This is a genomic window from Desulfospira joergensenii DSM 10085 (assembly GCF_000420085.1).
GTDB lineage: Bacteria > Desulfobacterota > Desulfobacteria > Desulfobacterales > Desulfobacteraceae > Desulfospira > Desulfospira joergensenii.
On the sequence record NZ_ATUG01000002.1, the window covers coordinates 891,317 to 914,870 of the forward strand.

Genomic DNA, 23,554 nt, shown 5'->3' on the forward strand with positions numbered 1-23,554 from the left:
AAAAAGAGAGAAAACCCCATGGAACAGAAAAGAATGACCGCACAGGATTTAAATCAGATCCTCATCGTGGATGATGAAGAAGATATCCGGGATGTGCTTGCCATTTCCCTGGCCGACATGGGGTATGAGGTCCTGGAGGCGGAAAACGGCGAAGCGGCCATGGCCCTGTTCCGGGAAAAAAATCCCATGATCGTGCTCACGGATATCAAGATGCCGGGAATGGACGGCATTGAGATCCTGAAAAAGATCAAATCTGAAAATCCCTATGCCCAGGTGATCATGATCACAGGACACGGGGACACGGATATCGCCATCAGGAGCCTCAAGCATGAAGCCATTGATTTCATCACAAAGCCCATCAGCGGTCAGGCCCTGGAGATCTCCCTGAAACGGGCCAGGGAAAAGATCATCACCCGCCGGCAGCTGAACGCCTACACGGAAAGCCTGGAGGAGTTGATCCGGGAAAAGACCATGCTCCAGGACAACCTGGCAAACCTGGGGGTGATGATCGGGTCCATCTCCCACAGTGTAAAGGGACTGCTTACCAAACTGGACGGCGCCCTTTACCTGATCGACTCGGCCCTGAAAAAAGAGGATCCGGATCAGCTGGCAGACGGTATGGACATCCTCAAACAGACCATTGACCGGATCAAAAAGATGATCTTTGATATCCTCTACTATTCAAAGGAACGGGAATTAAAGATCGAATCCATTGACCTGGTAAAATTTGCCAATGATGTGGCAGATACCTGTGAACCCAAGGCCGCACCCAATAAAGTCCGGATCGAACGGGACTTTGAAGATGGGGCCGGCAGGTTCAAAGCAGACCCTGAACACATGCGGGCAGCCCTGATCAATATCCTTGACAATGCCGTGGATGCCTGCATAGAGGACAGATCGGAAAAGGATCATTCCATAGAGTTCCGGGCGGCCAAGGACAAGGAAGAGATCGTCTTTGAGATCCGGGACAACGGCATTGGTATGGATCCCGAGACCCGGGAAAAGGTCTTTAACCTGTTTTTTTCATCCAAGCAGAACAAGGGAACCGGGTTCGGCCTTTTTATCACCAAGAATATCATCCGGCAGCACGGAGGCAGTATCCATTTAAAATCCGCAAAGGGCAAGGGCACCTGCATCCATATCAGGGTCCCCCTCTGTCCTGCCTGAAAAGTCCGTTCTCCTTTCTGGAAAAGGGGAAACGGATGGTAAAGCAGGTCCCTCTGGTTTCAGTATCCATGGAGACTCCGATATCGCCCTTGCACTCCTTGATAATTCCGTAGCTGATGGAAAGCCCGATTCCTGTACCCTTTCCCACTTCCTTGGTGGTGAAAAAGGGCTCGAATATCTTTTCCCGGATGGCGTCACTGATTCCGATGCCCGTATCAATCACTTTTACGATTACATGTTCTTTTCCTGCCAGGGTCTGGAGGATGATTTTTTCATTATCTATTTTTCCGCCAATTTTTTGGTTCTTTTCCTCGATGGCATCCCTTGCATTGACCAGAAGATTGATGAACACCTGTTCCAGGCGGCCCGGATCCGCCGTGACTTCCGGGATGTTTTCCATTACCTGCCAGACCACCTCAATTCCCCTCACCTTGAGCTGCTGGCTGAAGATGTCATGGGCCCTTTTTAAAATCTCGTTCACGTTGACCGGTTCAAAGTTGATGTCGGATTTCCGGGCAAAATGACGCATGTGCTCGATGATCTTTGAGGCCCGGTCCACATTGGTGTTGATCTTTGACAAAAGCTTTTGGTGGATTTCTTCTTCGAGTTTTTCCTCCTGCCGGATTTTTTTCAGGATAAAATCACTGGCCGTCTTGATCACGGAAAGGGGCTGGTTCAGCTCATGGGCAATGCCCGTGGACATCTCCCCCAGGGTGGCCATTTTCCCGGCCTGGATCAGGTCCTGCTCAGTTTCCAGCCGTTTGGTGATGTCGCTGGTGGTGACCAGCAGTACTTTTTTATCGCTGAACTCCGAAGGGGATATCCAGATATCCACAAACAGGGTTTTTCCCTCTTTGTTTTTCTGTCTGACCTGGTTTAAGATCGACGAGGTCTTTATCAGCCGTTTCATCTGGTCTTTTTCTTCTTCCATGAAAAAGTCTGTAAGGGATCTTCCAAGGATCTCCTCTTTTTGAAATCCGTAGACAGACTCCACACTCTGGTTACAGTCGATCAAGTCCAGGGAGTCTTTATCCAGGACAAAAACCGGATTGGGGATGTTGTTGAATATGGACTGGTATTTTTTCTCGGAAGCCTCCAGCTGTTTTTCCAGCTTTTTTCTCTGGGTGATGTTCAGGCTCATTTCAATGGCGGACACCACTTCGCCTTTGGCGTTTTTGATGGGAGAGGTGATAAAGATCCAATAATGCCGGGTACCGTCTTTTCCAATGCCCGATTCTTCCCCGGAATGGGACTTTCCGTCCTGGAAAGTCTTTTCAACCGGGCAGTTGTCACATTTTAGGTCCCTTCCCTTGTAGGCCTGAAAACAGTGGGAGCCGGGTTGGGGATCAAAACTCTCCAGAAACTGCCGGTTGTACCGCAGCAATTTGAAATTTCTGTCCTGGACACTGATCATGCAGGGGGCATCGTCAAAAAGGGTTCTGTACTCATCCCGCTGGGCATGGAGTTCGTTCTGGTGGATGCGGATCTGGCGGCCCATACTGTTTATGGCTTCGGCCAGCTGCCCCAGTTCATCTTTCTGGCCCAGGTCGACCTCGTTTTCAAATTCTCCTCCGGCAATGCGGACCGTGCCCTGGATCAGTTTCTGGATGGGAACGTGGATAAACCGGTGGACAAAGAGAAAGATGATGATGGACATGACCAGAAATCCCATTATTGCCAGGCTGATGATGCCGTTCTTTGCATTCTTGATGGCTTTATCCGGTATTTCAAGGGAAACCACCACATCCAGGGCACCCAGTATCTTCTTGTTCGGGGGATGAAAATGACAGCTTTCAGTGGAACATCCCGGTTCATTGTAAATGGGGGTGATAATCCCCAGGAGGCGGTAGCCTTCGGTCGATCTGAAAATCCGGATCCTCTGCTCCAGGTCGAGATGGATCAGGGGAGGATCGGTTCTATGGCAGATATCGCAGGCCTCGTCTTTGATCAGGGTCTGTTTATGCTTCTCCATGGGAATATTGGAAAAGGTGATTTCCCCGGCTTTATTGTAGATGTGGATCTTTTCAATGGCCTGCTGCTTTCCGATATTCTGAATGATCTGGGTGATGTCGTCCCTGGAGTTGAGGGTCATGGCATAGTGGGTTCCCAGCCGGATGGTTTCCGTGAGCCGGTTGGTATCCGTGATGATATGCTTCATCAGCTTCTGGTTCTGAAAGTTGATGTTGAAATAGGCCCAGGCGGCAATGATCAGCAACAGGGGAAAGCCGATGAATATAATCAGTTTGGAAACGATATTCATGCGAAGTATTGCCTTTCCCATTGCCCGGTCCTGTCACTTGAAAGTGGTAAAATGGCGAAACCTTTATTCATAACTATAACAAATTTTATGATATTTGGACAATTCAGAATCAAATTTTTATCCTTGCTGCCATAAACTTCGGCCGGGTGCAACCAAAGGGCTGGGACTGTAAAATCGCATCAGGCGTAACGACAAGCGAAAGTTTTTATTGACAATGATCCGCATTCTATTTAATTTTGCCAATCGGTATTGCAGCGCTGATAATCCAGACTTGAAAGGAGAATAAAGATGATTCGAAAATTGATTTTGACGATTGCAATGGCTTTATGTGTGATGATGACGATGGGGACCGCGACGGCAGGCGAGGGATATTATCTTGGTGTCCAGAGCGGAATGACCTGGGTGGAAGATACAAATACCTCCGGGACGTCGGGAGAAATGGATTCCGGCTACGCTGTCGGCATTACCGGTGGGTATGATTTCGGGATGTTCCGTGTGGAAGCTGAGGGGAGCTACCGGGAAAATGATATTGATAAGATTGTGATTTTTGGAAATCCCACCACCTGCGGTGGGGATATCAGTTCAACATCGCTGATGTTCAACGGGTACGTTGAGTTTGAAAACAAAACACAGATCACACCCTATGTCGGGGCCGGCCTCGGTATTAACCGCATTGAGCATAAGGGCTATGCAAAATACGGGGGAGGCACCACGGTCAATTTTGACACCAGTGAAACCGTCTTTGCCTGGTCAGTGACGGCCGGGCTGGCCTGGAATCTGTCCGACACCCTTGCCCTGGATCTTTCCTACAGATATCTGACCTCACAGGACGTGGATACGGCCGGGACCTCCAACTGGGGATTCACCAGCCGGGGACAGATTGACTATGAAGTGCAGAATATCCTGATCGGGCTGCGCTGGTATTTTTAAACAACCCCATTCGCACAAAAAAAGCCCTGATCCGATTTTCCGGACAGAGTGAAGAATAAGGCCGGGTTTAGAACCTCCCGGTCTTTTTTTTATGAAAGGAGCAGGAATTTTTAGGCTTCGGATTCAGTCTGCAAGATCAATCCATGCCCGGCGAAAAGAGATAAACGGTTTATTTTAAATTCATTGCCGCCATGATGAGTTGTTCAAGGGTCTGTCTGGATTTGGATGCTCCGGCCTCTTTTTTGATGTTTCTCAGCAGCTGCCTCAGTCTCTGGCGCTCAAGCCCCGGGAATTCATTCAATACTGTTTCCATCTCCGCCTGATCATCGGCCAGCAGCCTGTCTATCCGCATCTGGATCTCTTTTTTTATGTCAAATTCAACGGGAACACCGGTTTCAGCCTGCAGCAGGGCCAGGCGGACGGACTCCGGATTTACATCCCGCATCAGGACGCCGATGAACTGCCGGTGCCGCCGGCCGGCAACATTGGACGTAATGGATTTTCCCTCTATAAGGGCGGTCCTGAGTTTTTCCGGAATTTTAATCCGCTTCAATTGCTGGACAGACAATTTGGAAAGTTCCAGTCCGAGCCTTTGAAGCTCTTCTGCCTCTTTTTTCTTCTCTGTCCTGCTTTTATGCTGAATCTCGTCTTCCATGGTTTCTGTCCGCCGCTGATAAGGACCTGAATCATCAGGTTGAAAATCAAACTTTTATACGCGATGCCCCTTATCCTTGTCAATAGAACCGGAAAGGAGGCCGGCCTGGGCAGGGCGCAACTCCGCAGGATTCCCGATTCCTGCAGCCTCTTTTATGCTGTTCCGGAAAAGGAGAAAACTGGCCTTGGTTCAGACAAATCTTTTTTTCAGCTCCATTGATCCAAGAATTGCCGGCTGAAACAGTTTGGGCATAACCGTTCTCCCATAATGGTTCGCGAATGGAGTTTCTTATTTCAGGAACGGCGGGGTACCGGTTTATTTTTTTAGAACCGGGGGAAGATATTCCACCCAGGTTCCCTTGTCATTTCGACGATCATCACCACTTCTGCAATCCGGATCAGATCGTTTTTCAATTCCGGTATATTTCGATGTGTTGAGTCTGCGGCGATCCACACCGGAACGTCTTTCTTCCTGGACTCGACGTTCTTTCTTTTTTCCCACCATCATACCCTCCTTCATCATAATCGGGGTATCTTTTAGGAAGTGCTATCAGAAATATAGGATTAAACCCGGCCCTGTCAAATATGTAAATAGATTAAACTCGGCCCTGAATTTTGCTCAAAATATTTGAGCCGGATGATGTCTGTGATCATTTCAGATCCTCAAGAATTGTGCTTCGAATAAAAATAATACTTAACTGTCAGATTTAAAACCGACTAACCAATAACGAAAGAAGTCAACGACGGTTTAATCGAGGGGCCGAGTCACCAAAGATAGACAAAGTGCTCAGTATTTTTTATCCGAATTCCCAGTGCACTTATACCATTAGTGCGCATCTGGGAAGGTGGGTATATTTTAAGAGTCTCTATAGATCAGGTCGATTCAGTCTATGTTCATGTTTCTGGTTGCATTTTTTTATCCAGAGTGATTATTTCAGTCTAAGTGATAATACGCTCTCAATAAAGGATCTTCCTTTTCAGTCGTTTATCACCCAGATTTTCATGATATGCGGTTATTATCTTGGAATGATATGCGCCATCCGCATATCAGGCAGCTAAACGAAATCGTTCAATTACTTGTTAGTTTCAGGAAGCAATCATGATAGATTTTGGGAAAGCATATAATTTAGCAGACATTATAGAGGCTGCTCATGAGGCTGAGCGAAAGTTTGAAGCCCAAGTTTGGTTCAGAGGACAATCTGAATATAAATGGCAGTTGAAGCCAAGTGTACATAGAAGGCATCCGATCCTTGAAGCTCAGTTTCTTCACCATTTTCGTCTCCGAGCTCCTTCAATGGCGACCTGTCCAAACCATGAAGATCACATTTCATGGTTGCCTTTAATGCAACATTATGGTCTCCCTACTCGCCTGTTAGATTGGACAGAATCTGCCATGATAGCTGCCTATTTTGGTCTTCCTAAAATAGAAAAAGGTATAGATGGTGCCATATACATGCTTGCGCCTGGTAAACTGAATCAAAATAGCATCGGAGACATTATCCCTTTTTTAGTAGATGAGCGCGTTAAAAAATATATTAAAGATGCATTTACCGGAGAAAGTAATCCAGACAATAATCAAACAATATCTGTCCTGGCTCCTCGTACAGATAAACGAATGGCTGTCCAGCTTGGCAATTATACAATTCACGGAACTCGGGAACCTCTTGAAGACAACCCAATGTCATCTACATTTTTAGGCAAAATAATTATCCCCCATTCAGCACGGGATAAAATAAAATCAGATTTGTCAGTTGCAGGCATACGCCGTTCAAACTTATTCCCGGATCTTGAAAATCTCGCTAAAGAAGTTTCAGAAATTATTGCCTTTGGCCCTAATGGAGAAGATTTGGATGCAAAAAAATAAAAACTAACATTGCTGTTGCAGTGGACGGCTCGTTATAAATCAATGATACAAAATCGTAAAAAAAACGAGGGCTACATTAAATCATGGTAAAGGTTAAGAAAATGAAAATAGCCGCTTATGGTTTTGAGATAAAGGGTTTTCAGATACCTGATGGTCATATTATTGAAAATGATAAAACGAAAGTAAGCTTTCTCCCTATAAGTACTGAAGAAACTCTTGATTCATATACTGGTGTCATCCTTCCAAGTGGCATTTTTGAATCATTTGAAGAACGATCAAGCTATATAGATGGCAGGTATGTAAATGTACATTGCAAACGCGACACCCTATTACAAAGAGAACGTGAAATTATTAATTTGGTTAATAAAGGCGGCTGGATATGTTGTTTGGTCGATAGCATAGTTGATGAAGTGCCTAACGGAGGTTACAGTAAAAAAAGCTGTGACGACACGGATATGGTCAAAAAACTCCTAAATTCATTTGATATCAAAAGGAGTGTTTTTAAAGGTACTGCACTTGTAAAATCTACGAATGACGCTTTTAAGAAATATATTGACAGATATGGTGTCGCAAAAACTATCCTAAAAATACCCTATAGAGAAAATTATGATAAAAAAATTTTGGCCAAATCAGGCGAGGCTATCGTCGGGATAGATCTTCTTGGTAACTTTCTTTTTCTTCCATTCCATACAACAAATTATTCACAAAAAAACTGTGAAGAATTACTTCTGGAGCTTATCAGTGCGATATCAGATTATTTGCAAAAACGAATTCAGGAAATTCCTGAGTGGGTGAGTGAATTTGAATTTCAGGAAGAGGATAGGCTAAAGGAAAAAATTAATTCACTTATGAAAGATATTACAAACATCCAGAAGGAATTAAAGCAGTACAGAAATTATAAAGGAATACTAACACAGTCAGGAGACACATTAAAAGATACCGTTGTCGATTTGCTCAGATCATTTTTTGCTCTCAACGTTACTGATGTTGAAGATTTTAAAGAAGATGCAATGATAAGAGACAACGAAGGAAAAGCAATTGTCATAGTGGAGATCAAGGGGACAAAAGGTGGAATTAAAAGAAAGTATATCAACCAATTAGATTCAAACAGAGAAAGAGCAGGCCTTGATCCGTCAACTCCTGGATTGCTCATCATTAATGATCAAATGAGCGTGGAAAATGTTTCTGAAAGAAGAGAAACATCTGTGGCTGAAGAGCAAGTAAATCACTCTAAAAACATGAATGTAATATTATTAAGAACCGTTGACCTCCTTTTTGTTGTTCGCAAATTTGAAAATATTGAGAACAAAAGAGATGAATTTCTTAAATTATGCTCGGAGGGAGGGGGCCGTCTTACTTTCGACGATGAATCATCAATGATTCTAAAATAGTACTTGTTTAATTCTGGGAAAAATACCTAAGTAAAACTCAACAAGCCAAATGCACACGGACAAGCCGGTGATTTGGAAAGTTGAAGCTGTAGAAAAAGGTTGAAAACACTGGAGATTCTTATCGTTTTGTGCTAGATTTTTCTTTAAAACAAATAGAAAAACCGCAGACCAAACAAGAGTAAAAAATGGCCAAATATAAAGACTATTCATACGATCAAGGTGTTTTCCTTCCGGTCTATTTTGACAGACAGATCCTTCCGGGCACATTCGAATATACCCTCAGTCATTTGATTGACAATGAACTGGATTTGAGTGTTTTCGACAAACGGTATAAAAACGATGATACCGGGGCTCCTGCCTATGATACCAGGATCCTTTTAAAAATAATTCTTTATGCTTATTCAAGGGGGATCACATCCAGCCGGAAAATCTCCCAATGCTGCGAAGAAAACATTATCTTCATGGCCCTGTCCGCTCATACAAGACCTCATTTCACGACCATCGCTGATTTTGTTTCCAGCCAGGATGAAGAGGCTGTCGCTCTGTTTCAAGAAATCATCCTTATCTGCGATGAGATGAACCTGATCGGCAGGGAAATGTTTGCTGTGGACGGCTGTAAGCTGCCTTCCAATGCCTCAAAGGAATGGAGCGGCACCAAGGCCGATTTTAAGAAAAAAGCCCTTAAACTTGAAAAAGCCATAGAACATATCATTGAAAAGCACCGGCAAATCGATGACATTGAAGAGAAAAACAATATCATCGAGTCCGATGCAAAGTATATGGCAACGCTTCAAAAGCAGATTAAAAAGATCCGTGAATGGGTAAACGACAATGATGATAAACCGGGTGCCGGTGGCAAACCCATAAAGTCCAACATCACTGATAACGATTCTGCCAAAATGAAATCATCAAAGGGTTATATCCAGGGATACAACGGCCTGGCCATGGTGGACAGCAAACATCAAGTGATTGTGGGTGCCGAAGCCTATGGAAAAGGGCCAGAACAGGATTTGTTGAAACCGATGATTGAATCCACAAAGGGCAATCTGGAAGATAGTGTTTTTGAAAAGACCCTTTTGACAGCAGACAGCGGATTTCACACCAAGGACAATATGGATATGCTGGCTAAAGAAGGGATTGACGCCTATGTGGCCGATAACCGGTTCCGCAAACGAGATCCCCGGTTTAAAGATAATGACCGCTACAAAGAAAGGCATCGTAAAGAGATCGCAGGAAAACGGAAAAAATCCCAATTGTATTCAAAAGAAGACTTCTATTTTGATCCTGATTTTAAATTTTGCATGTGTCCGGCCGGAAAGCGGCTTTACCGAAGTGGCAGAGGTTTCGATACCCAGGGCAATTTTGTAACGCGATTCAAGGCGCCTAAATCCGCTTGCGGCCCTTGTAAGCTCAGATCAAAATGCCTTCGTCATCCAGACAGATCTCCCAAGAGATCGGTGGCATATTTTCATAGCGGGACAAAGAACAAAGATGCCCCGGACACAGCCACGGAAAGGATGAAACAAAAAATCGACTCCGCCTTGGGTCGGATGATTTATTCCAAGCGGCTCGGGACAGTAGAACCGGTGTTTGGCCATATTCGGCATACGATAAAGTTGGACAGGTTCACTATGAGAGGGAAAATCAAGGTTAATTGTCAATGGCTGCTGTTCTGCGCTTTGCATAATTTGAAAAAGATACATCGGTATGGTTCGATCCCAGCCACATAAAGGAAGGGCATGGGGGAACAGATCTCTCTTTATCAGAGGCTGATATTGCGGTCTTAAGAGACAGTTACAATAGCGTAATCGATTTTAACGACAGAATTAACATAGAATAATAAAAAACAAGAGGCTGAGAATAATTTCATAGCGGCAAATGACTACCGCCTAAAAATGACTTATTCTACAGACTCGTTAGGCGGATGCAGAACTGAGATTATGGAAAACGAAGAGAAAATTTATCAGCGCATTGGTGAATTCGCAGTGTCATTTCAATGGATAGAAAACAAGCTTCGTGAAATCGGATGGTTTATTATTGATCCAGAGCGGAAAGAATGGCCTCCTACGCAGTTACGTAACTTAAGCAACTATGACTTGGTAAATAAGGTCCATTCTCTTTTCATTGAGGCGTTGCCCAAATGCAATTTAGATTCAGAAATAGAGTTAGACTTTAAGGGCTCATTTGATGCATGTGTTAAAAGTCTTCATGAGTTAAGGAAAAATAGAAATAGAATACTCCACTCTGCGTTTATCGAGTTAAAGGCTGGTGGCGAAGTGCAAGCGATTCTCAGGTCTGACCCAAAGCTTGAGGTAGATGGGGAAACTGGAGAGTTAGTTTTCAATCAAGAGTACTTAGAGCCAGGTTCATTTGATCGAGAAATGCGACAAATGGCAGAGATTTCAATCTTTTTAAACCGTGCTAATCTCCAGTTAATACACAGATACCCAAATGGTGGCACCTAACAAACAGCGCAAGCGAGACAAATTTTCCGTTGCGCTGGGCGTTATGAAAGATCGGCAGTTTTAAAAATTGTAAGGAATCGGAAACCCCACACTCTGTCTATCAGTCAACCCTTTTATAAAAGTGAGCACTTCTGGCTATAGTCCTGCCTTTTGAGATTTCAATAAAGGGAGTGGACTTTCCCTGTACTTCCGCTTTTTTTTAAATCTTCAAATCAGCGAGCAATATTACGTGTATCCTGGGGTTTTCGATTCCTACCGATTTAAATTTTTTAGTAGACCACACTAATGGTATTTTTCCGGATATCTTTCGGTTGATTGTCGGAAAGCAATAACAGAAGTAGCCAGCGACACGAATCACAGGTGTTATGGTGGTGAAATAATAAAATGTTCAGGTGAGTATCAGTTTTTTCTTGATCGTGATTTCCAAATTGGTGGACATTATGCTGAATCATTCCGTATAAGATTCACAATAAAACATTCAATGGGGATGAAAATGGATATAATCTATAGCGAAAAACCGAATCAAGACGATAGAAACTATCTTGATGACAAACTGATGGGATTTAATGGGGATAAAATCAAAGGTTATGCTTTTAACAACTTTCTGTACAAGGTCACGGACGATTCTGGTTCAATAATTGCTGGTATAGATTGTATTTTTGGCGGTGGATGGCTTGAAGTAATCAGTTTGTGGGTGTCAGATAATCATAGGGGAAAAAATATTGGAGAAAAATTGTTGTTGAAAGCCGAGAAAATGGCAATTAAAAGAGGTTGTCATAGCTCATACCTTTACACTTACAGTTTTCAAGCTCCAGAATTCTATCAGAACTATGGATACGAAATCTTTGGCGTTTTAGATAATTATTACGAATGTCATTCCAAAATCTATTTGAAAAAGAAGCTGGGTTGATTCGATTTAATCGAATTATTTGATGTAGAGCGTGTTTCAAAATTGTTTATCATTAATTAAAAAAATCATTGAGTTTACAGCCAAAGAATCAAGATTATGCCCTGTACAATTTTCTAGGATTCCTGGCCGGAAGACCGTTGACTTCATGGTATCATCTCTCGTAAAAATGATCTTGAAAATAGCGTTCAATTACAAAAGAAATGTTAAGAGCTTTCTAAAATTTAACAAAAATTGCATAATTTTTAACAATCGAAATGGTCCACAATTCGAAATGGATCTGCAAGTCCGGACTGATTTTATGGTATCCGGGAATGAGGGTAGAAAGTAGGGTGGGAAAGGCCGCGGAAGGGACGGATCTATATGCGTCCCCTCCGCGACAGAGTAGGGTCTTTGGTTCCTAAATAAGGTTCAGCCGGGGAAATTATCCCTTCTGAAAAAAAGCCTTGACCACATGGCTGACCATATTGGGGTTTTCCTTGAGGCGCCGGGTGGAGTATCCGAACCAGTGCTTTCCGTAGGGCACGTATACCCGGACCCGGTGGCCCTGCCTTACCAGTTTCCTGCGCTGTTTCGGGGTAACGCCGTAGAGCATCTGGAACTCGTACCGTTCCCTGGGCAGGTCGTATTTTTTGATCAGGTCAAGGGCTCCCTGGATCACGGGCTTGTCATGGGTGGCAATGGCCGCATAAACCCCGTTTTTCATCATGAATTCAAGATCTTCAAGGTAGTGGGTGTTGATTTCATGGTAGTCCTGATAGGCGATTTCCGGGGGTTCCACATAAATCCCCTTGCACAGCCTGAAGTTCAGGTCAATGGTGTCGGTTTTCAGGTCGAGCATGGACTCCATGTCCGAAAGGGTCCGCCTGAGATAGGCCTGGAGCACCAGCCCGATATTGTCGGGAAACTCTTGTTTGATTCTCCGGAACAGCTTGATGGACATGTCCACACAGGGGGAGTCTTCCATGTCGATACGGATGAAATTGTTGAATGAGGCTGCGGTTGCCACGATTTCCCGGATATATTCATAGCAGATTTCCTCATCCAGGAGCAGGCCGAACATGGTGGGTTTGACCGAGTAGTTCCCGTGGATGTCCTGGTTTTCAATTTCCCGGATCAGATGGATGTACTCGTCCCGGTTGACCTTTGCCTGGTCCATGTTTTCAATGAACTCGCCCAGGATGTCGATGGTGACCATGGTCTGTTCCCGGTTCAGGGCCCGGGACGCGGCAACAGCGTCTTCCACGGACTCTCCGGCAATATAAGTTTTCGAAACCTGCCATACCAGTTTCTCCGGCATGTGGGGCAGGATCCGGCTGATGATTTTGCTTATCATGATCTCTCCATGTATTCAGTTTTTCAATGGTTAAACCATTACAGGAATAATCCTGTTTTGTCAAGAAAAATGTCCCCCGTTCCAGGGGGGATTTTCAGGAATTCAGGATCTGGTTTAAAATTTCAAACCGGTCAAAGGGAGGCATGATACAGGCCCCGGAAAACAGGGCCCGGGAAAGCTCCAGCATCTCCCGGGCCTGGGCAACCCCGTGGGCCAGGGGATCTTCCGCCCTCTCCATCTCCTCCCGTAAATTTTCAGGCACAACAATGCCGGATACCTTCTCGTGGAGGAACCGGGCATGGCGGGGGGAGAGCAAGGGGAGAATTCCCATGAGAACCGGGATGTCCAGATGGGCCGTTCCTTCACGGATCTTCCGGGCGGTTTTTTCATCGTAGACGGGCTGGGTCACGATGAACCGGCATCCGGCCTCGGCTTTTTTCTCCAGACGTTGAATTTCACGGTCAAGACCGTTGACCTCGGGTCTGTAATCCAGGACCCCTCCGGTGCAAAAACCGGCTTCCCCGGCCATGGACATGAGCTGGAACACGTTCACATCGGCCACAAAGGATGCGGGTTCCAAAGATTTTTTGCCCGAAGGGTCTCCGGTGACGCAGATGACGGCTTCTATTCCCAGGGCCCGGGCTCCGGCAAGTTCGCTGAGAAGTCCCAGCCGGTTATGGTCCCTGACGGTCAGGTGGAGGATGGCCGGTTTGCCCGTGGCCTCCCGGACCAGCCGGGAAAAGACCATGGCCGACATCCTGGGCCTGGCCACGGGGTTGGATGCCACGCTGAAGGCGTGGAAGGGGAGATCGGCCACTTTCCTGATTTTATGTAAAAGGTCCCTGGAATCATGGCCGGCCGGGGGCACCACCTCAATGGTGATGAGAAAGTCGTTTTTCGAAGCAAAGGGAAAAGGCATGATCCGTTCTCCTGATCTGATGGACGTATAAAAGAAAATAATACCCGGAAAGAAGAAAGGCAAATAAATCTTGTGTTTATTTCAGGGCCGCCCGGATAATTAATCTTTGATTAAGGGGTTTTCTTATTGTATCCTGCATTTCATATCCCGGTGTATTTGACATGAAACTGCGAAAGGAGATCAAGCGATGAGCCAAGAGACTGGTAACACCCTATCGGCAGAGGACAGATCAAAGTACAGCACCCTGAACAAAGAGAATATTGATTTTCTCATGGAGCGGTATAACCGGGTGAACCGGTTGGTGATCGGAGATATGATCCGGCGCAGTGCCTACCATTACCCGGACAAGAAAGCCCTGATCTTCGGTGAGAAAGTTCTGACCTATGCTGAGCTGGAGGCTGAGAGCAACCGGGTGGCCAATGCGCTCACCGACCTTGGGGTCAAAAAATACGACCGGGTGGCGATCCTGGCCCACAACACCGTCCACCATGTCCTGACCTGGCTGGGATGCTGCAAGATCGGTGCGGTCTATCTGGCCATCAATTACCTGTTAAAGGGAAAGGACGTGACCTATTGCATTGATCACTCCGAAAGTAAGGTCTTTATCGTGGAAGATGCATTGTACGGACTGGTGGACCAGGTGCTCGGCGATATGAGATCTGTTCAGGATTTCCTCTGGTCCGACGATGTGGAAGGCAAGGCACCTCCGGAGGACCGGTTTACAGATTTTCAATCCTGGTACAAGACCTTTCCCGCAACTGAACCCGATGTGATGCTTCGGATAGAGGATCCCTGTCAGATGACCTATACCAGCGGGACCGAATCCCTGCCCAAGGGAGTCATCATCAGCAATCAGGCCCTCATTGCCCAGTATATGGGCGCCGTCATCGACGGGTGTTACAGCAGTGACGACGTCAATGTCAATGCCCTTCCCATCTACCACTGCGCCCAGCGGGATGTCTTTATGAACCCTGTGTTCTGGCTGGGGGGAACCAATATCCTCATGGCTCCGGAAATCGATAAGATCCTCAAGACCATTGACCAATACCGGGCATCCATGTTTTTTGCCCCGCCCACGGTCTGGATCGGACTTTTAAGGCATCCGGACTTTGATAAGTATGACCTTTCCTGTCTGAAGAAATGCTATTACGGGGCCTCCATCATGCCGGTGGAGGTATTAAAGGAGATCCTGGAACGCCTCCCCGGTGCCGGGGTTTACAATTATTACGGCCAGACCGAGCTTGCGCCCTACCACACCATTTTAAAGGCAAAAGATGCCGTGGACAAGCTGGGGTCGGCAGGAATGGGCGGGCTGAACATGGAGACCCGGCTGGAAAATCATCTTGGCCGGGCCGTGACCACCCCGGGGGATCCCGGCGAGATCTGCGGCAGGGGACCCCATGCCATGACCATGTACTTTAAAGAGCCGGAAAAGACCGAAGAAGCCATGAAAGGCGGCTGGTTCCATTCCGGAGACATCGGAATCGCCGATCCGGACCGGTATATCTCCGTGGTGGACCGGAAAAAGGACATGATCAAGACCGGCGGGGAAAACGTATCCACCCGGGAAGTGGAAGAGGCCGTATACCTGGACAAACGGGTGGAGGAGGTCGCGGTCATCGGCCTGAACCACCCCAAATGGGTGGAAGCCGTGGCCGCGGTGGTGGTTCCCCGGAAAGGGGAGACCGTTTCCGAGGAAGAGATCATTTCCCTTTGCCGGGAACACCTTGCCCCGTTCAAGGTGCCCAAAAAGGTGATCCTGGTGGATGCCCTTCCCAAAACTCCCACGGGAAAGATCCTGAAGCGGAATATGCGGGAGGAGTATAAGAAAATCTTCTCCTGATCTTCACCCTCCCCGGATGCGGGAAAGGATTTGATAAAAGAAAAGCCGGCAGGAGTTCCCTCCGGCCGGCTTTTGCCTCTTGTATATGACAGGGACCTACATGCCCAGGTAGGCTTTTTTCACGGCTTCGTCGGCCAGAAGATTGGCTCCGGTATCGGTCATGGTGATGGTCCCGGTTTCCATGACATAGCCCCGGTCGGCCACCTTAAGGGCCAGGTTGGCGTTCTGTTCCACCAGAAAAATGGTGACCCCGTCTTCCTTGTTAACCTTGCGGATGATGTCAAAGATCTGCTTGACGATGATGGGGGCCAGACCCAGGGAGGGCTCGTCCAGGAGAAGGAGCTTGGGCTTGCTCATGATGGCCCGGGAGATGGCCAGCATCTGCTGTTCTCCTCCGCTCAGGGTACCTCCCTGCTGGTTCCGCCGCTCGGCAAGAATGGGGAAAAGCTCAAATACATGGTTAAGATCCTGTTTGATTTGGGTTTTGTCCTTGCGCAGAAAGGTCCCCATGTCCAGGTTCTCCGTGACCGTGAGATAGGGAAAAATCCTCCGTCCTTCAGGAACCTGGCTGATGCCTAAGGCCGCAATTTTATCCGGGGGCAGGCCCGTGATGTCCCGGCCCTGGAATTCAATGGTGCCGCTGGCAGGCGGGACAATTCCGCAGAGGGTCATGAGGGTGGTGGATTTGCCGGCGCCGTTGGCGCCGATAAGGGTGATGATCTCCCCCTCTTTTACATCCATGTCGATATTTTTAAGGGCCTGGATATTCCCGTAAAAGGTCTGTATGTTTCTGAGTTTAAGCATCGATGTCCTCTCCCAGGTAAGCTTTGATCACCACCGGATTGTTTCTGATGTCTTCAGGGGTTCCCTCTCCGATTTTCTTGCCGTAGTCCACCACAAAGATATTTTCGGAAAGGCTCATGACCAGTTTCATGTCATGCTCGATGAGAAGGATGCTGATCTTTTCCTCGTCCCGGATCTTAAGGATGAGTTCGTCCAGCTGCTGGGTTTCCTTGGGGTTCATACCGGCGGCCGGTTCGTCCAGGAGCAGGAGAAAGGGATCCGTGGCCAGGGCCCTGGCGATCTCCAGGCGGCGCTGGGCACCATAGGGGAGGTTCAGGGCCAGTTCGTCCACATAGGCTTCAAGACCGATTTTCTCCAGAATCCTGTAGCTTTTATCCACGATGAACTGCTCTTCTTCCCTTGTCCGGGTCCCGCGGAAAAGGGCTCCCAGGATTCCCTCCCGGGTCACGGGGTGGCAGCCGATCATGACGTTTTCCAGCACGGTCATGGAGGAAAAGAGCCGGATATTCTGAAAGGTCCTGGCAAGTCCCTTCCGGGTCACCAGGTTGGGTTTCAGGCCGTTGATCCGCTTGGTCGAGCCCTCTGTCCCGTCGGGGCGGATCAGCACATCCCCCTTGGTGGGGGTGTATATTCCGGTGATGCAGTTAAAGAAGGTGGTTTTGCCCGCACCATTGGGGCCGATCAAGGCGGCGATCTCCCCTTTGTTAATGGTGAGGTTGAGGGTGTCAATGGCCTTCAGCCCTCCGAATTTCATGGTCAGGTTATTTACTTCTAGTATCGGTTTCATGGTTTAGTTATGGTTCGCCTTAAACTTATAGGTTTTTCTCACATTTTCAATCATGCCGCCGGGTTTGAACACCATCATCAGGACCAGGACGGCCCCGAAGCAGATCATCCTGAATTCGGAAAAGGCCCGGAGATACTCGGGCAGCAGGATCAGCAGCAAGGCACCTGAAATGACACCGGTGATGGATCCCATGCCCCCCAGGACAACGGTGCACAGGATGATGACCGATTCCCAGATGGTAAAACTGGCCGGGTTGATAAAGGTTGTTTTTGCGGCAAAGACCACCCCGCCCATGCCTGCCCAGGTTGCGCCCAGGGCAAAGGCCCTGAGTTTGGTCTTGGCCTTGTCGATTCCCATGGACTGGCAGGCGATTTCATCGTCCTTAAGGGCGATCCAGGCCCTGCCGATCCTGGAGTTTTCCAGCCGGTTGATAAAGAAGATGGTGAAGATGACCAGGCCCACGATGATATAGAAAAGATAAACCGTGCTGGCCTGGAGGGACATGTCAAGACCGAAAAAGCCTGGCTTGGGAATATTGGCAATTCCGGCAGGGCCGTTAGAAAATTCGCTCCAGTTTTCCAGCACCAGCCGGATGATCTCCCCGAACCCCAGGGTGACAATGGCCAGGTAATCCCCCCGCAGGCGGAGTACGGGATAGCCCAGGAGGATGCCGAAAATGGCTGAAAGGATACCGCCAAGGGGCAGCGCCAGCCAGAAGGAAAGTCCGTAGTGGGCGTTGAGCAGGGCATAGGAATACGCCCCCACGGCAAAAAAGGCCACATAGCCCAGGTCCAGGAGTCCGGCAAGGCCGATGACGATATTGAGGCCCAGGCCCAGCATGACATAGATCAGGGCCGATATCATGATGTTGGTCTGGTACATGGAAAAGAGATGGGGAAAGATCAGGGTTGCGATGCCCAGAACCGCCCATAGGGCAGCCATCCGTTTTTTGTCGGCAAAGATGCGCTGGAAAAGGGCGGGTTTATCTGATTTTTCCTTTTTACCCCCCTGCTCCTTTTTTCTGAGCAGATACCGCCATAGAAAGGAGAGAATAAAGAATGCCACACCGATAAAGAGCATGTTCCACCACCGCCACTCAATGGTTTTGGTGACCGTGTTGACCCGGATCACCATCAGGGGAAAGGTAAGAAACATGAACCAGATGGCGGCCAGGCTTGATTTTTTACACTCGTCTGCAAAATTCATAATAAAATATCTTTTTTACACAATTAAACTTTTTGGGTTTCAGATCTTCCAAGGATTCCGGAGGGCCTGAAAATCAGGATCAGAACCAGGAACAAAAAGGCAAACACGTCTTCATAGTCACTGGAGATATATCCCGTGAAAAAGCTCTCGGTCCAGCCCAGGACCAGAGAGCCGAGAACCGCACCGGGGATGCTTCCGATGCCCCCCAGAACTGCGGCTACAAAGGCCTTGATTCCTGCAATAAAGCCCATGTAAAAGTTGATCTGTCCGATGTGGGATGCGATGAGCAATCCGCCGATGGCGGCCGTGGCCGAACCCAGGACAAAGGTTATGGATATGATCCGGTTGACGTTGATGCCCAGAAGGGCTGCCATGGTGCTGTCCTGGGAGGTGGCCCGCATGGCCTTGCCCACTGTGGTGAACTTGATCAGAAAGGTCAGCAGAATCATGACGATGACCGTGGTGATCAGGATGACCAGCTCCGGAGAGGTGATAATATGGGAATAGGGTTCCCAGAATTCAAAATCCGGAATCAGGCTGGGAAAAGGCAGAAAATCCGAGGTCTGGGCCAGCAGGACATAGTTCTGCAGAAAAAGGGACATGCCGATGGCCGAAATCAGGGCGGACAGCCGGGGAGCGTTCCGAAGGGGTTTGTAGGCGATCTTTTCCATGGTGTATCCGTAACAGCAGGAATAAAGAATGGCCGCACTGGCAGCGATGATGACCACGGCCAGCTGGGGAAGCCCCGTCATGGTCAAAACGCTGGACACGATCAGCCCGGTAAAGGCCCCGATCATGTATATTTCTCCATGGGCAAAATTGATCAGCTGGATGATTCCGTAGACCATGGTATATCCCAGCGCTATCAGGGCATAGATGCTGCCCCGGGTCAATCCCCCTAAAAAAAGTTCTAAAAAAAAATCAAACTCCATATCAACCTGCTTTAAGTAATAGGGTCAGGGAAGGATCTTCCGCTGACAAAAAACAGGGGCAGGTGTATTGCCTGCCCCTTATGATTCTTATCGCACCTGTAAAGGCGTGCTTATTGTTGTTCTACGAATTTGCCGTCGGCAACCTTGTAAACCGCAAAGCCGATACCGGTTGCATCCCCGTTTTGGTCAAAGCTGATTTTTCCCAAAGGCGTTTCCACATATTCGGTTTTCAGGGCCTTCACAACGGCGTCGTAATCGGTTGAACCTGCTTTTTCAATGGCATTGAGAAGGGCCAGGGCCGCTGAATAGGCAGCATCAAAAAAGGCACCCGGATCAGCTCCGTATTCTTTCTGATGTTCTTCCTTTGCCATCTTGGCCATGGGGTTGGAGGAGATATCCATGGGACCTGTGGCATAAACACCCTCGGCATATTTTCCGGCCACCTTGATAAAGGTGTCGTCTTTTACACCGTCGGCACCCATGAACACAGTTTTCATTTTTTTCTTGCGCATCAGGGTGACGATTTTGGAAGCCTCGGGATGGTAGCCGCCCCAGACAACCAGTTCCGGTTTTTTACGACGGACCTTTGTTACGATGGCGGAATAGTCAACCGCGCCCGGGGTGACGCCTTCAAACAGGACAACCTCTACTCCTGCATCCTTAAAGTAATTTCTGGCCAGTTCCGCCTGGCCTTTGCCGTAGTCCCCCTTGTCGTGGAGGATGGCAACGGTTTTCACCTTCAGGACTTCAGTGGCAAACTTGACCTGGAGCTGGGCCTGCTTGGCATCATGGGGAATGGTTCTGAAAAAGTTGGGATATTCGCCGGACAGGGTCAGGTCAGGGTTGGTTGCCGACGGAGACATGGCAACGATTTTTGCATCTTTGTAAAATCCCAGGGCCGCCTTGGTGGCGCCGGAGCAGATATGTCCGAGAACAACATCGGCACCTTCTGAAACCAGTTTGGTGGCTGTATTGCCCGCCACTTCAGGTTTGCACACATCGTCTTCAATCAAGAGTTCGACCTGTTTGCCCAGGACACCGCCCTTGGCGTTGATTTTTTTGACCACCAGTTCTGCTGCCTTGACAGACGGAATGCCGTAAGAGGCGAGATCGCCGCTGTGGGCCCCGGCCACACCCAGTTTAATGGTGTCGGCAAACCCCGGTGCTGCGAAAACCATCATGGACAAGACTGCAACAGCAAAAATACCAAAAATTTTTTTCATGCTTTACTCCCCTTTTTAAAATTAAATCAGTTGAATCAAATCCCGTCCAACCGCTAAATTCAGTTGAATTAACTTTTTTTCAACCACTATAGTATTAACAACCCAGTAAAATTAATTTGATAAAAAATCGAATAAATATAAGAAGAAAGCGGCTCAGAGTCAAGGAAAAATAGAGGATCAGGAGGCCAGTTTTTCAAAATGACAGGTGAAATGTCTGAGAAAAGGGGACTGGTAGGTAATCCTGTACCCCGGAATTTTCCCCCTGTTTTTCCACACCTCTTCAATGATCTCCCCAAGATAGTCAAAATGGCTCTGGGTGTACACCCTCCTGGGAAAAGCCAGTCTGACCAGTTCAAGGGGAGCCGGGTGTTCCCGTCCCTGGTCGTCAAAACGGCCGAACATGACACTGCCCAGTTCCACTCCCCTGACCCCGCCTTCCAGGTAGAGGGCGTTAATCACGCCGATGCCGGGATAGTGGAGAACCGGCAGGTCGGGGAGCATTTTCCTGGCGTCAAGGAACACGGCATGGCCGCCGGCCGGCCGGACAATGGGGACCCCCATATCAACGAGTTTTTGGCTCAGGTAGCGGACCGTGGCCTGTCTATAGACCTGGTAATCGTACTCAAGGGCCTCCATGAGGCCCACGGAAATGGCCTCAAGGTCCCGGCCGGCCAGTCCTCCGTATGTGGGAAACCCCTCCCGGATGATGAGAAGGTTTTTAAACTTTTCCGCCCATTCGTCGTTATTACAGATGAGGAATCCGCCGATATTAGCCAGCCCGTCCTTTTTGCAGCTCATGGTGGCCCCGTCGGCAAGGGAGAACATCTCCCGGGATATCTCCAATAAACTTTTTCCGGCATACCCCTTTTCCCTTTCATGGATAAAATAGGCATTTTCCGCGAACCGGCAGGCATCGATGATCAGGGGGATGGCGTGCCGGTCCAGGACCTCCTTGACCGCCCGGATATTGGCCATGGAAACGGGCTGGCCTCCCCCGGAGTTGTTGGTCACCGTGATCATGGCAAAGGGGATTCGCTCCCTGCCGTACCCGGCAATGCACTGCTCCAGCTTTTCAATATCCATATTCCCCTTGAACGGGGACTGGTCTGCCGTGTCCAGGCCCTGTTCACAGAGCAGGTTCTCGGCGATGCCGCCCACATATTCAATATTGGCCCTTGTGGTATCAAAGTGGGAGTTGTTGGGAATGACATCTCCTTTTTTGATCAGGGTCTGGGTCAGAATGGCCTCGGCGGCCCGTCCCTGGTGGGTGGGCAGCACATGACGGATTCCGGTGATGCTTTGGACCGTGGATTCAAAATGCTTCCAGGACCTGGATCCGGCATAGGACTCATCCCCGAGCATCATGGCGGCCCACTGCCGGGTGGACATGGCCCCGGTTCCCGAGTCCGTGAGCAGGTCAATGCAGCAGTCTTCGGCATCCAGGAGAAACACGTTTTCATGGGCCTTTTCCAGGGCCTTTTCCCTTTCCTTCCGGGAAATGATCTTGATGGGCTCCGTGGTTTTGATGCGGAAAGGCTCGATGATGGTCTTCATTCAGACCTCCTCATTTTTAGATGGTTTTCAATGCCCTTTCCATCCGGTTTAATCCCTCTACAAGGGTTGACCGGGGGCAGCCGAAGTTGAGCCGGACAAATCCCTCTTTGCCGAAGAATTTTCCGTCGGAAAGGCCCACGCCGTTGTCTTCAAAAAATTTTACCGGGTCATCCAGACCGGTATCTCTGACATCGATCCAGGCAAGATAGGTGGCCTTAACGGGGTTGATGCGGCAGCCCGGCATTTGGCCCACCCTTTCCATGACCATGTCCCGGTTTCCCCTCAGATATGCAATCAATTGTTCCAGCCAGTCGTCGCACTCTTCATAAGCCGCCCGGGCAGCGGCAAACCCCATGAGGTTTACATCCGGTACAAGACCCTTGAGGGCCGACCGGAACCTGTCCCTTAAAATTGGATCTTCAATCACCACAAAGGAGCAGCCGAGTCCTGGGATGTTAAAGGTCTTGGAAGGGGCCATGAGGGTGACGGTCCTTGCCCCGGCCTCCGGAGAGACCGATGCCGTGGGAATATGAACGTTTTCAGGGTCCAGGACAAAGTCACTGTGGATTTCATCGGAGCAGAGGATGACTTTGTATTGGGTGCACAGTTCCGTAAGTTCCAGGATCTCTTCCCGGGTGAAAAGGGTGGAGCAGGGGTTGTAGGGACTGCAGAATAAAAACAGGGCCGCCCCCTCTTGAAAGGTGCGTTCAAGCCCCGGGAAATCGAGGGTAGACCTGTTTTGGATCTCCGTCATGGGCAGGGTGACCAGGTCTTTGCCGCAGGAATCAGATACGGAGAGAAAAGGCGGATAGATCGGGGTGGTGGTGACGATTCTCTCCTGACGGGTTCCAAAGGCCCTGCATGCTCCGTTCAGGGCGGAGACCACACCCGGAGTCCATAGGATGGATTCCGGTTCAACCTGCCAGCCGTACAGCCGCATAAGCCTTTTTGTGACGATTCCGGATAAGGTATCCGGCACATGGGTATAGCCCAGTATCCCGTGGGAGATCACCTGCTCAAGAGCCTTCAGGACGGGGGGGGGTGCTTTGAAATCCATGTCCGCCACCCACATGGGCAGGATGTCTCTGTCCTGGTATTTTCCCCACTTCATGGAGTGGGTATTGTTCCGGTCAATGATTTCGTCAAAATTGTAGTTCATGGTGAGTTCCTTTTCAGCTGGAGTCGAAGACAGCATGGGATGGATGAGTTGGTATACTGGCCCCTGGCCAGGGAATGAAAGAGTATTGCAAAAAATGGATTGAATATCAATCCAATGTTTTGTTAGTCTGGCATGAGTTGGGCATGATTTCCA

General features: G+C 48.4%; 20 protein-coding genes. 8 read left to right on the plus strand and 12 right to left on the minus strand.

Features of this window, described 5'->3' with window-relative positions; translation table 11 throughout:
• Positions 1–18 precede the first annotated feature (18 nt).
• Positions 19–1,167: a sensor histidine kinase gene (locus tag F608_RS0116420; RefSeq protein WP_244154298.1), complete on the plus strand. Its 1,149-nt coding sequence runs from the start codon at positions 19–21 to the stop codon at positions 1,165–1,167.
• Here the strand turns inward: F608_RS0116420 and F608_RS32315 are convergent.
• Complete coding sequence (locus F608_RS32315; protein ID WP_022666740.1) at positions 1,142–3,448, minus strand: PAS domain S-box protein; 2,307 nt, start codon at positions 3,446–3,448, stop codon at positions 1,142–1,144. The two genes, F608_RS0116420 and F608_RS32315, sit on opposite strands and share 26 nt — an antisense overlap.
• Before the next feature lie 267 nt (positions 3,449–3,715).
• Between F608_RS32315 and F608_RS0116430 the strand changes: the two genes are divergently transcribed.
• Positions 3,716–4,357, plus strand: a complete 642-nt coding sequence (locus tag F608_RS0116430) for an outer membrane protein (RefSeq protein WP_022666741.1) — start codon at positions 3,716–3,718, stop codon at positions 4,355–4,357.
• Between the two features lie 169 nt (positions 4,358–4,526).
• Here the strand turns inward: F608_RS0116430 and yjgA are convergent, their stop codons facing one another.
• Positions 4,527–5,012 (minus strand): ribosome biogenesis factor YjgA, encoded by a 486-nt coding sequence (gene yjgA, locus F608_RS0116435; RefSeq protein ID WP_022666742.1) that lies wholly within the window; start codon positions 5,010–5,012, stop codon positions 4,527–4,529.
• A 315-nt stretch (positions 5,013–5,327) separates the two neighbouring features.
• On the minus strand, positions 5,328–5,516 hold the full coding sequence (locus tag F608_RS36580) for a hypothetical protein (protein ID WP_022666744.1): 189 nt from the start codon (positions 5,514–5,516) through the stop codon (positions 5,328–5,330).
• 594 nt (positions 5,517–6,110) lie between these two features.
• Between F608_RS36580 and F608_RS0116450 the strand changes: the two genes are divergently transcribed.
• From F608_RS0116450 to F608_RS0116470, 5 genes are all read left to right on the plus strand, one after another.
• On the plus strand, positions 6,111–6,875 hold the full coding sequence (locus tag F608_RS0116450) for an FRG domain-containing protein (RefSeq protein WP_022666745.1): 765 nt from the start codon (positions 6,111–6,113) through the stop codon (positions 6,873–6,875).
• 101 nt (positions 6,876–6,976) lie between these two features.
• Positions 6,977–8,266, plus strand: coding sequence for a hypothetical protein (locus F608_RS0116455; RefSeq protein ID WP_022666746.1), 1,290 nt, complete (start codon positions 6,977–6,979; stop codon positions 8,264–8,266).
• Between the two features lie 185 nt (positions 8,267–8,451).
• Positions 8,452–9,996, plus strand: coding sequence for an IS1182 family transposase (locus F608_RS0116460; RefSeq protein WP_022666747.1), 1,545 nt, complete (start codon positions 8,452–8,454; stop codon positions 9,994–9,996).
• Positions 9,997–10,206: 210 nt separating this feature from the next.
• Positions 10,207–10,731, plus strand: coding sequence for a hypothetical protein (locus F608_RS0116465; RefSeq protein WP_022666748.1), 525 nt, complete (start codon positions 10,207–10,209; stop codon positions 10,729–10,731).
• A gap of 493 nt (positions 10,732–11,224) precedes the next feature.
• The gene (locus tag F608_RS0116470; protein WP_022666749.1) at positions 11,225–11,641 is read left to right on the plus strand and encodes a GNAT family N-acetyltransferase; all 417 of its coding nucleotides are present in this window, start codon (positions 11,225–11,227) and stop codon (positions 11,639–11,641) included.
• 421 nt (positions 11,642–12,062) lie between these two features.
• On the opposite strand, the gene F608_RS0116480 is transcribed toward F608_RS0116470, so the two are convergent.
• Both F608_RS0116480 and F608_RS0116485 read right to left on the minus strand, forming a co-directional pair.
• Complete coding sequence (locus F608_RS0116480; protein ID WP_022666751.1) at positions 12,063–12,974, minus strand: proline dehydrogenase family protein; 912 nt, start codon at positions 12,972–12,974, stop codon at positions 12,063–12,065.
• Positions 12,975–13,068: 94 nt separating this feature from the next.
• Positions 13,069–13,893, minus strand: a complete 825-nt coding sequence (locus F608_RS0116485; RefSeq protein WP_022666752.1) for a methylenetetrahydrofolate reductase — start codon at positions 13,891–13,893, stop codon at positions 13,069–13,071.
• Between the two features lie 187 nt (positions 13,894–14,080).
• On the opposite strand from F608_RS0116485, the gene F608_RS0116490 reads away from it, so the two are divergent.
• Entirely contained in the window at positions 14,081–15,736 is a 1,656-nt protein-coding gene (locus tag F608_RS0116490; RefSeq protein ID WP_022666753.1) for an acyl-CoA synthetase, read from the plus strand.
• A 96-nt stretch (positions 15,737–15,832) separates the two neighbouring features.
• Here F608_RS0116490 and F608_RS0116495 read toward each other — a convergent pair whose 3' ends face one another.
• The 7 genes from F608_RS0116495 to F608_RS0116525 form a co-directional block, all read right to left on the minus strand.
• Complete coding sequence (locus F608_RS0116495; protein WP_022666754.1) at positions 15,833–16,540, minus strand: ABC transporter ATP-binding protein; 708 nt, start codon at positions 16,538–16,540, stop codon at positions 15,833–15,835.
• The gene (locus F608_RS0116500; RefSeq protein WP_022666755.1) at positions 16,533–17,327 is read right to left on the minus strand and encodes an ABC transporter ATP-binding protein; all 795 of its coding nucleotides are present in this window, start codon (positions 17,325–17,327) and stop codon (positions 16,533–16,535) included. Before F608_RS0116500 ends, F608_RS0116495 begins: the two co-directional genes overlap by 8 nt.
• 3 nt (positions 17,328–17,330) lie before the next feature.
• On the minus strand, positions 17,331–18,533 hold the full coding sequence (gene livM, locus F608_RS0116505; RefSeq protein ID WP_022666756.1) for a high-affinity branched-chain amino acid ABC transporter permease LivM: 1,203 nt from the start codon (positions 18,531–18,533) through the stop codon (positions 17,331–17,333).
• A gap of 23 nt (positions 18,534–18,556) precedes the next feature.
• Positions 18,557–19,465 (minus strand): branched-chain amino acid ABC transporter permease, encoded by a 909-nt coding sequence (locus tag F608_RS0116510; protein WP_022666757.1) that lies wholly within the window; start codon positions 19,463–19,465, stop codon positions 18,557–18,559.
• 110 nt (positions 19,466–19,575) lie between these two features.
• Positions 19,576–20,688, minus strand: coding sequence for a branched-chain amino acid ABC transporter substrate-binding protein (locus tag F608_RS0116515; protein ID WP_022666758.1), 1,113 nt, complete (start codon positions 20,686–20,688; stop codon positions 19,576–19,578).
• Between the two features lie 177 nt (positions 20,689–20,865).
• Entirely contained in the window at positions 20,866–22,242 is a 1,377-nt protein-coding gene (locus F608_RS0116520; RefSeq protein WP_022666759.1) for a tryptophanase, read from the minus strand.
• Between the two features lie 16 nt (positions 22,243–22,258).
• Positions 22,259–23,401 (minus strand): MalY/PatB family protein, encoded by a 1,143-nt coding sequence (locus F608_RS0116525; protein ID WP_022666760.1) that lies wholly within the window; start codon positions 23,399–23,401, stop codon positions 22,259–22,261.
• Positions 23,402–23,554: the final 153 nt, after the last annotated feature.

Excerpts from the sequence above, each read along its gene's own strand:
- livM (WP_022666756.1), bottom strand. The coding sequence starts at position 18,533 with ATGAATTTTGCAGACGAGTGTAAAAAATCAAGCCTGGCCGCCATCTGG.
- F608_RS36580 (WP_022666744.1), bottom strand. The coding sequence starts at position 5,516 with ATGGTGGGAAAAAAGAAAGAACGTCGAGTCCAGGAAGAAAGACGTTCC.
- F608_RS0116470 (WP_022666749.1), top strand. The coding sequence starts at position 11,225 with ATGGATATAATCTATAGCGAAAAACCGAATCAAGACGATAGAAACTAT.
- F608_RS32315 (WP_022666740.1), bottom strand. The coding sequence starts at position 3,448 with ATGGGAAAGGCAATACTTCGCATGAATATCGTTTCCAAACTGATTATA.
- F608_RS0116450 (WP_022666745.1), top strand. The coding sequence starts at position 6,111 with ATGATAGATTTTGGGAAAGCATATAATTTAGCAGACATTATAGAGGCT.
- F608_RS0116480 (WP_022666751.1), bottom strand. The coding sequence starts at position 12,974 with ATGATAAGCAAAATCATCAGCCGGATCCTGCCCCACATGCCGGAGAAA.
- F608_RS0116525 (WP_022666760.1), bottom strand. The coding sequence starts at position 23,401 with ATGAACTACAATTTTGACGAAATCATTGACCGGAACAATACCCACTCC.
- F608_RS0116520 (WP_022666759.1), bottom strand. The coding sequence starts at position 22,242 with ATGAAGACCATCATCGAGCCTTTCCGCATCAAAACCACGGAGCCCATC.
- F608_RS0116455 (WP_022666746.1), top strand. The coding sequence starts at position 6,977 with ATGAAAATAGCCGCTTATGGTTTTGAGATAAAGGGTTTTCAGATACCT.
- F608_RS0116495 (WP_022666754.1), bottom strand. The coding sequence starts at position 16,540 with ATGCTTAAACTCAGAAACATACAGACCTTTTACGGGAATATCCAGGCC.
- F608_RS0116430 (WP_022666741.1), top strand. The coding sequence starts at position 3,716 with ATGATTCGAAAATTGATTTTGACGATTGCAATGGCTTTATGTGTGATG.
- F608_RS0116490 (WP_022666753.1), top strand. The coding sequence starts at position 14,081 with ATGAGCCAAGAGACTGGTAACACCCTATCGGCAGAGGACAGATCAAAG.
- F608_RS0116420 (WP_244154298.1), top strand. The coding sequence starts at position 19 with ATGGAACAGAAAAGAATGACCGCACAGGATTTAAATCAGATCCTCATC.
- yjgA (WP_022666742.1), bottom strand. The coding sequence starts at position 5,012 with ATGGAAGACGAGATTCAGCATAAAAGCAGGACAGAGAAGAAAAAAGAG.
- F608_RS0116515 (WP_022666758.1), bottom strand. The coding sequence starts at position 20,688 with ATGAAAAAAATTTTTGGTATTTTTGCTGTTGCAGTCTTGTCCATGATG.
- F608_RS0116460 (WP_022666747.1), top strand. The coding sequence starts at position 8,452 with ATGGCCAAATATAAAGACTATTCATACGATCAAGGTGTTTTCCTTCCG.
- F608_RS0116485 (WP_022666752.1), bottom strand. The coding sequence starts at position 13,893 with ATGCCTTTTCCCTTTGCTTCGAAAAACGACTTTCTCATCACCATTGAG.
- F608_RS0116500 (WP_022666755.1), bottom strand. The coding sequence starts at position 17,327 with ATGAAACCGATACTAGAAGTAAATAACCTGACCATGAAATTCGGAGGG.
- F608_RS0116510 (WP_022666757.1), bottom strand. The coding sequence starts at position 19,465 with ATGGAGTTTGATTTTTTTTTAGAACTTTTTTTAGGGGGATTGACCCGG.
- F608_RS0116465 (WP_022666748.1), top strand. The coding sequence starts at position 10,207 with ATGGAAAACGAAGAGAAAATTTATCAGCGCATTGGTGAATTCGCAGTG.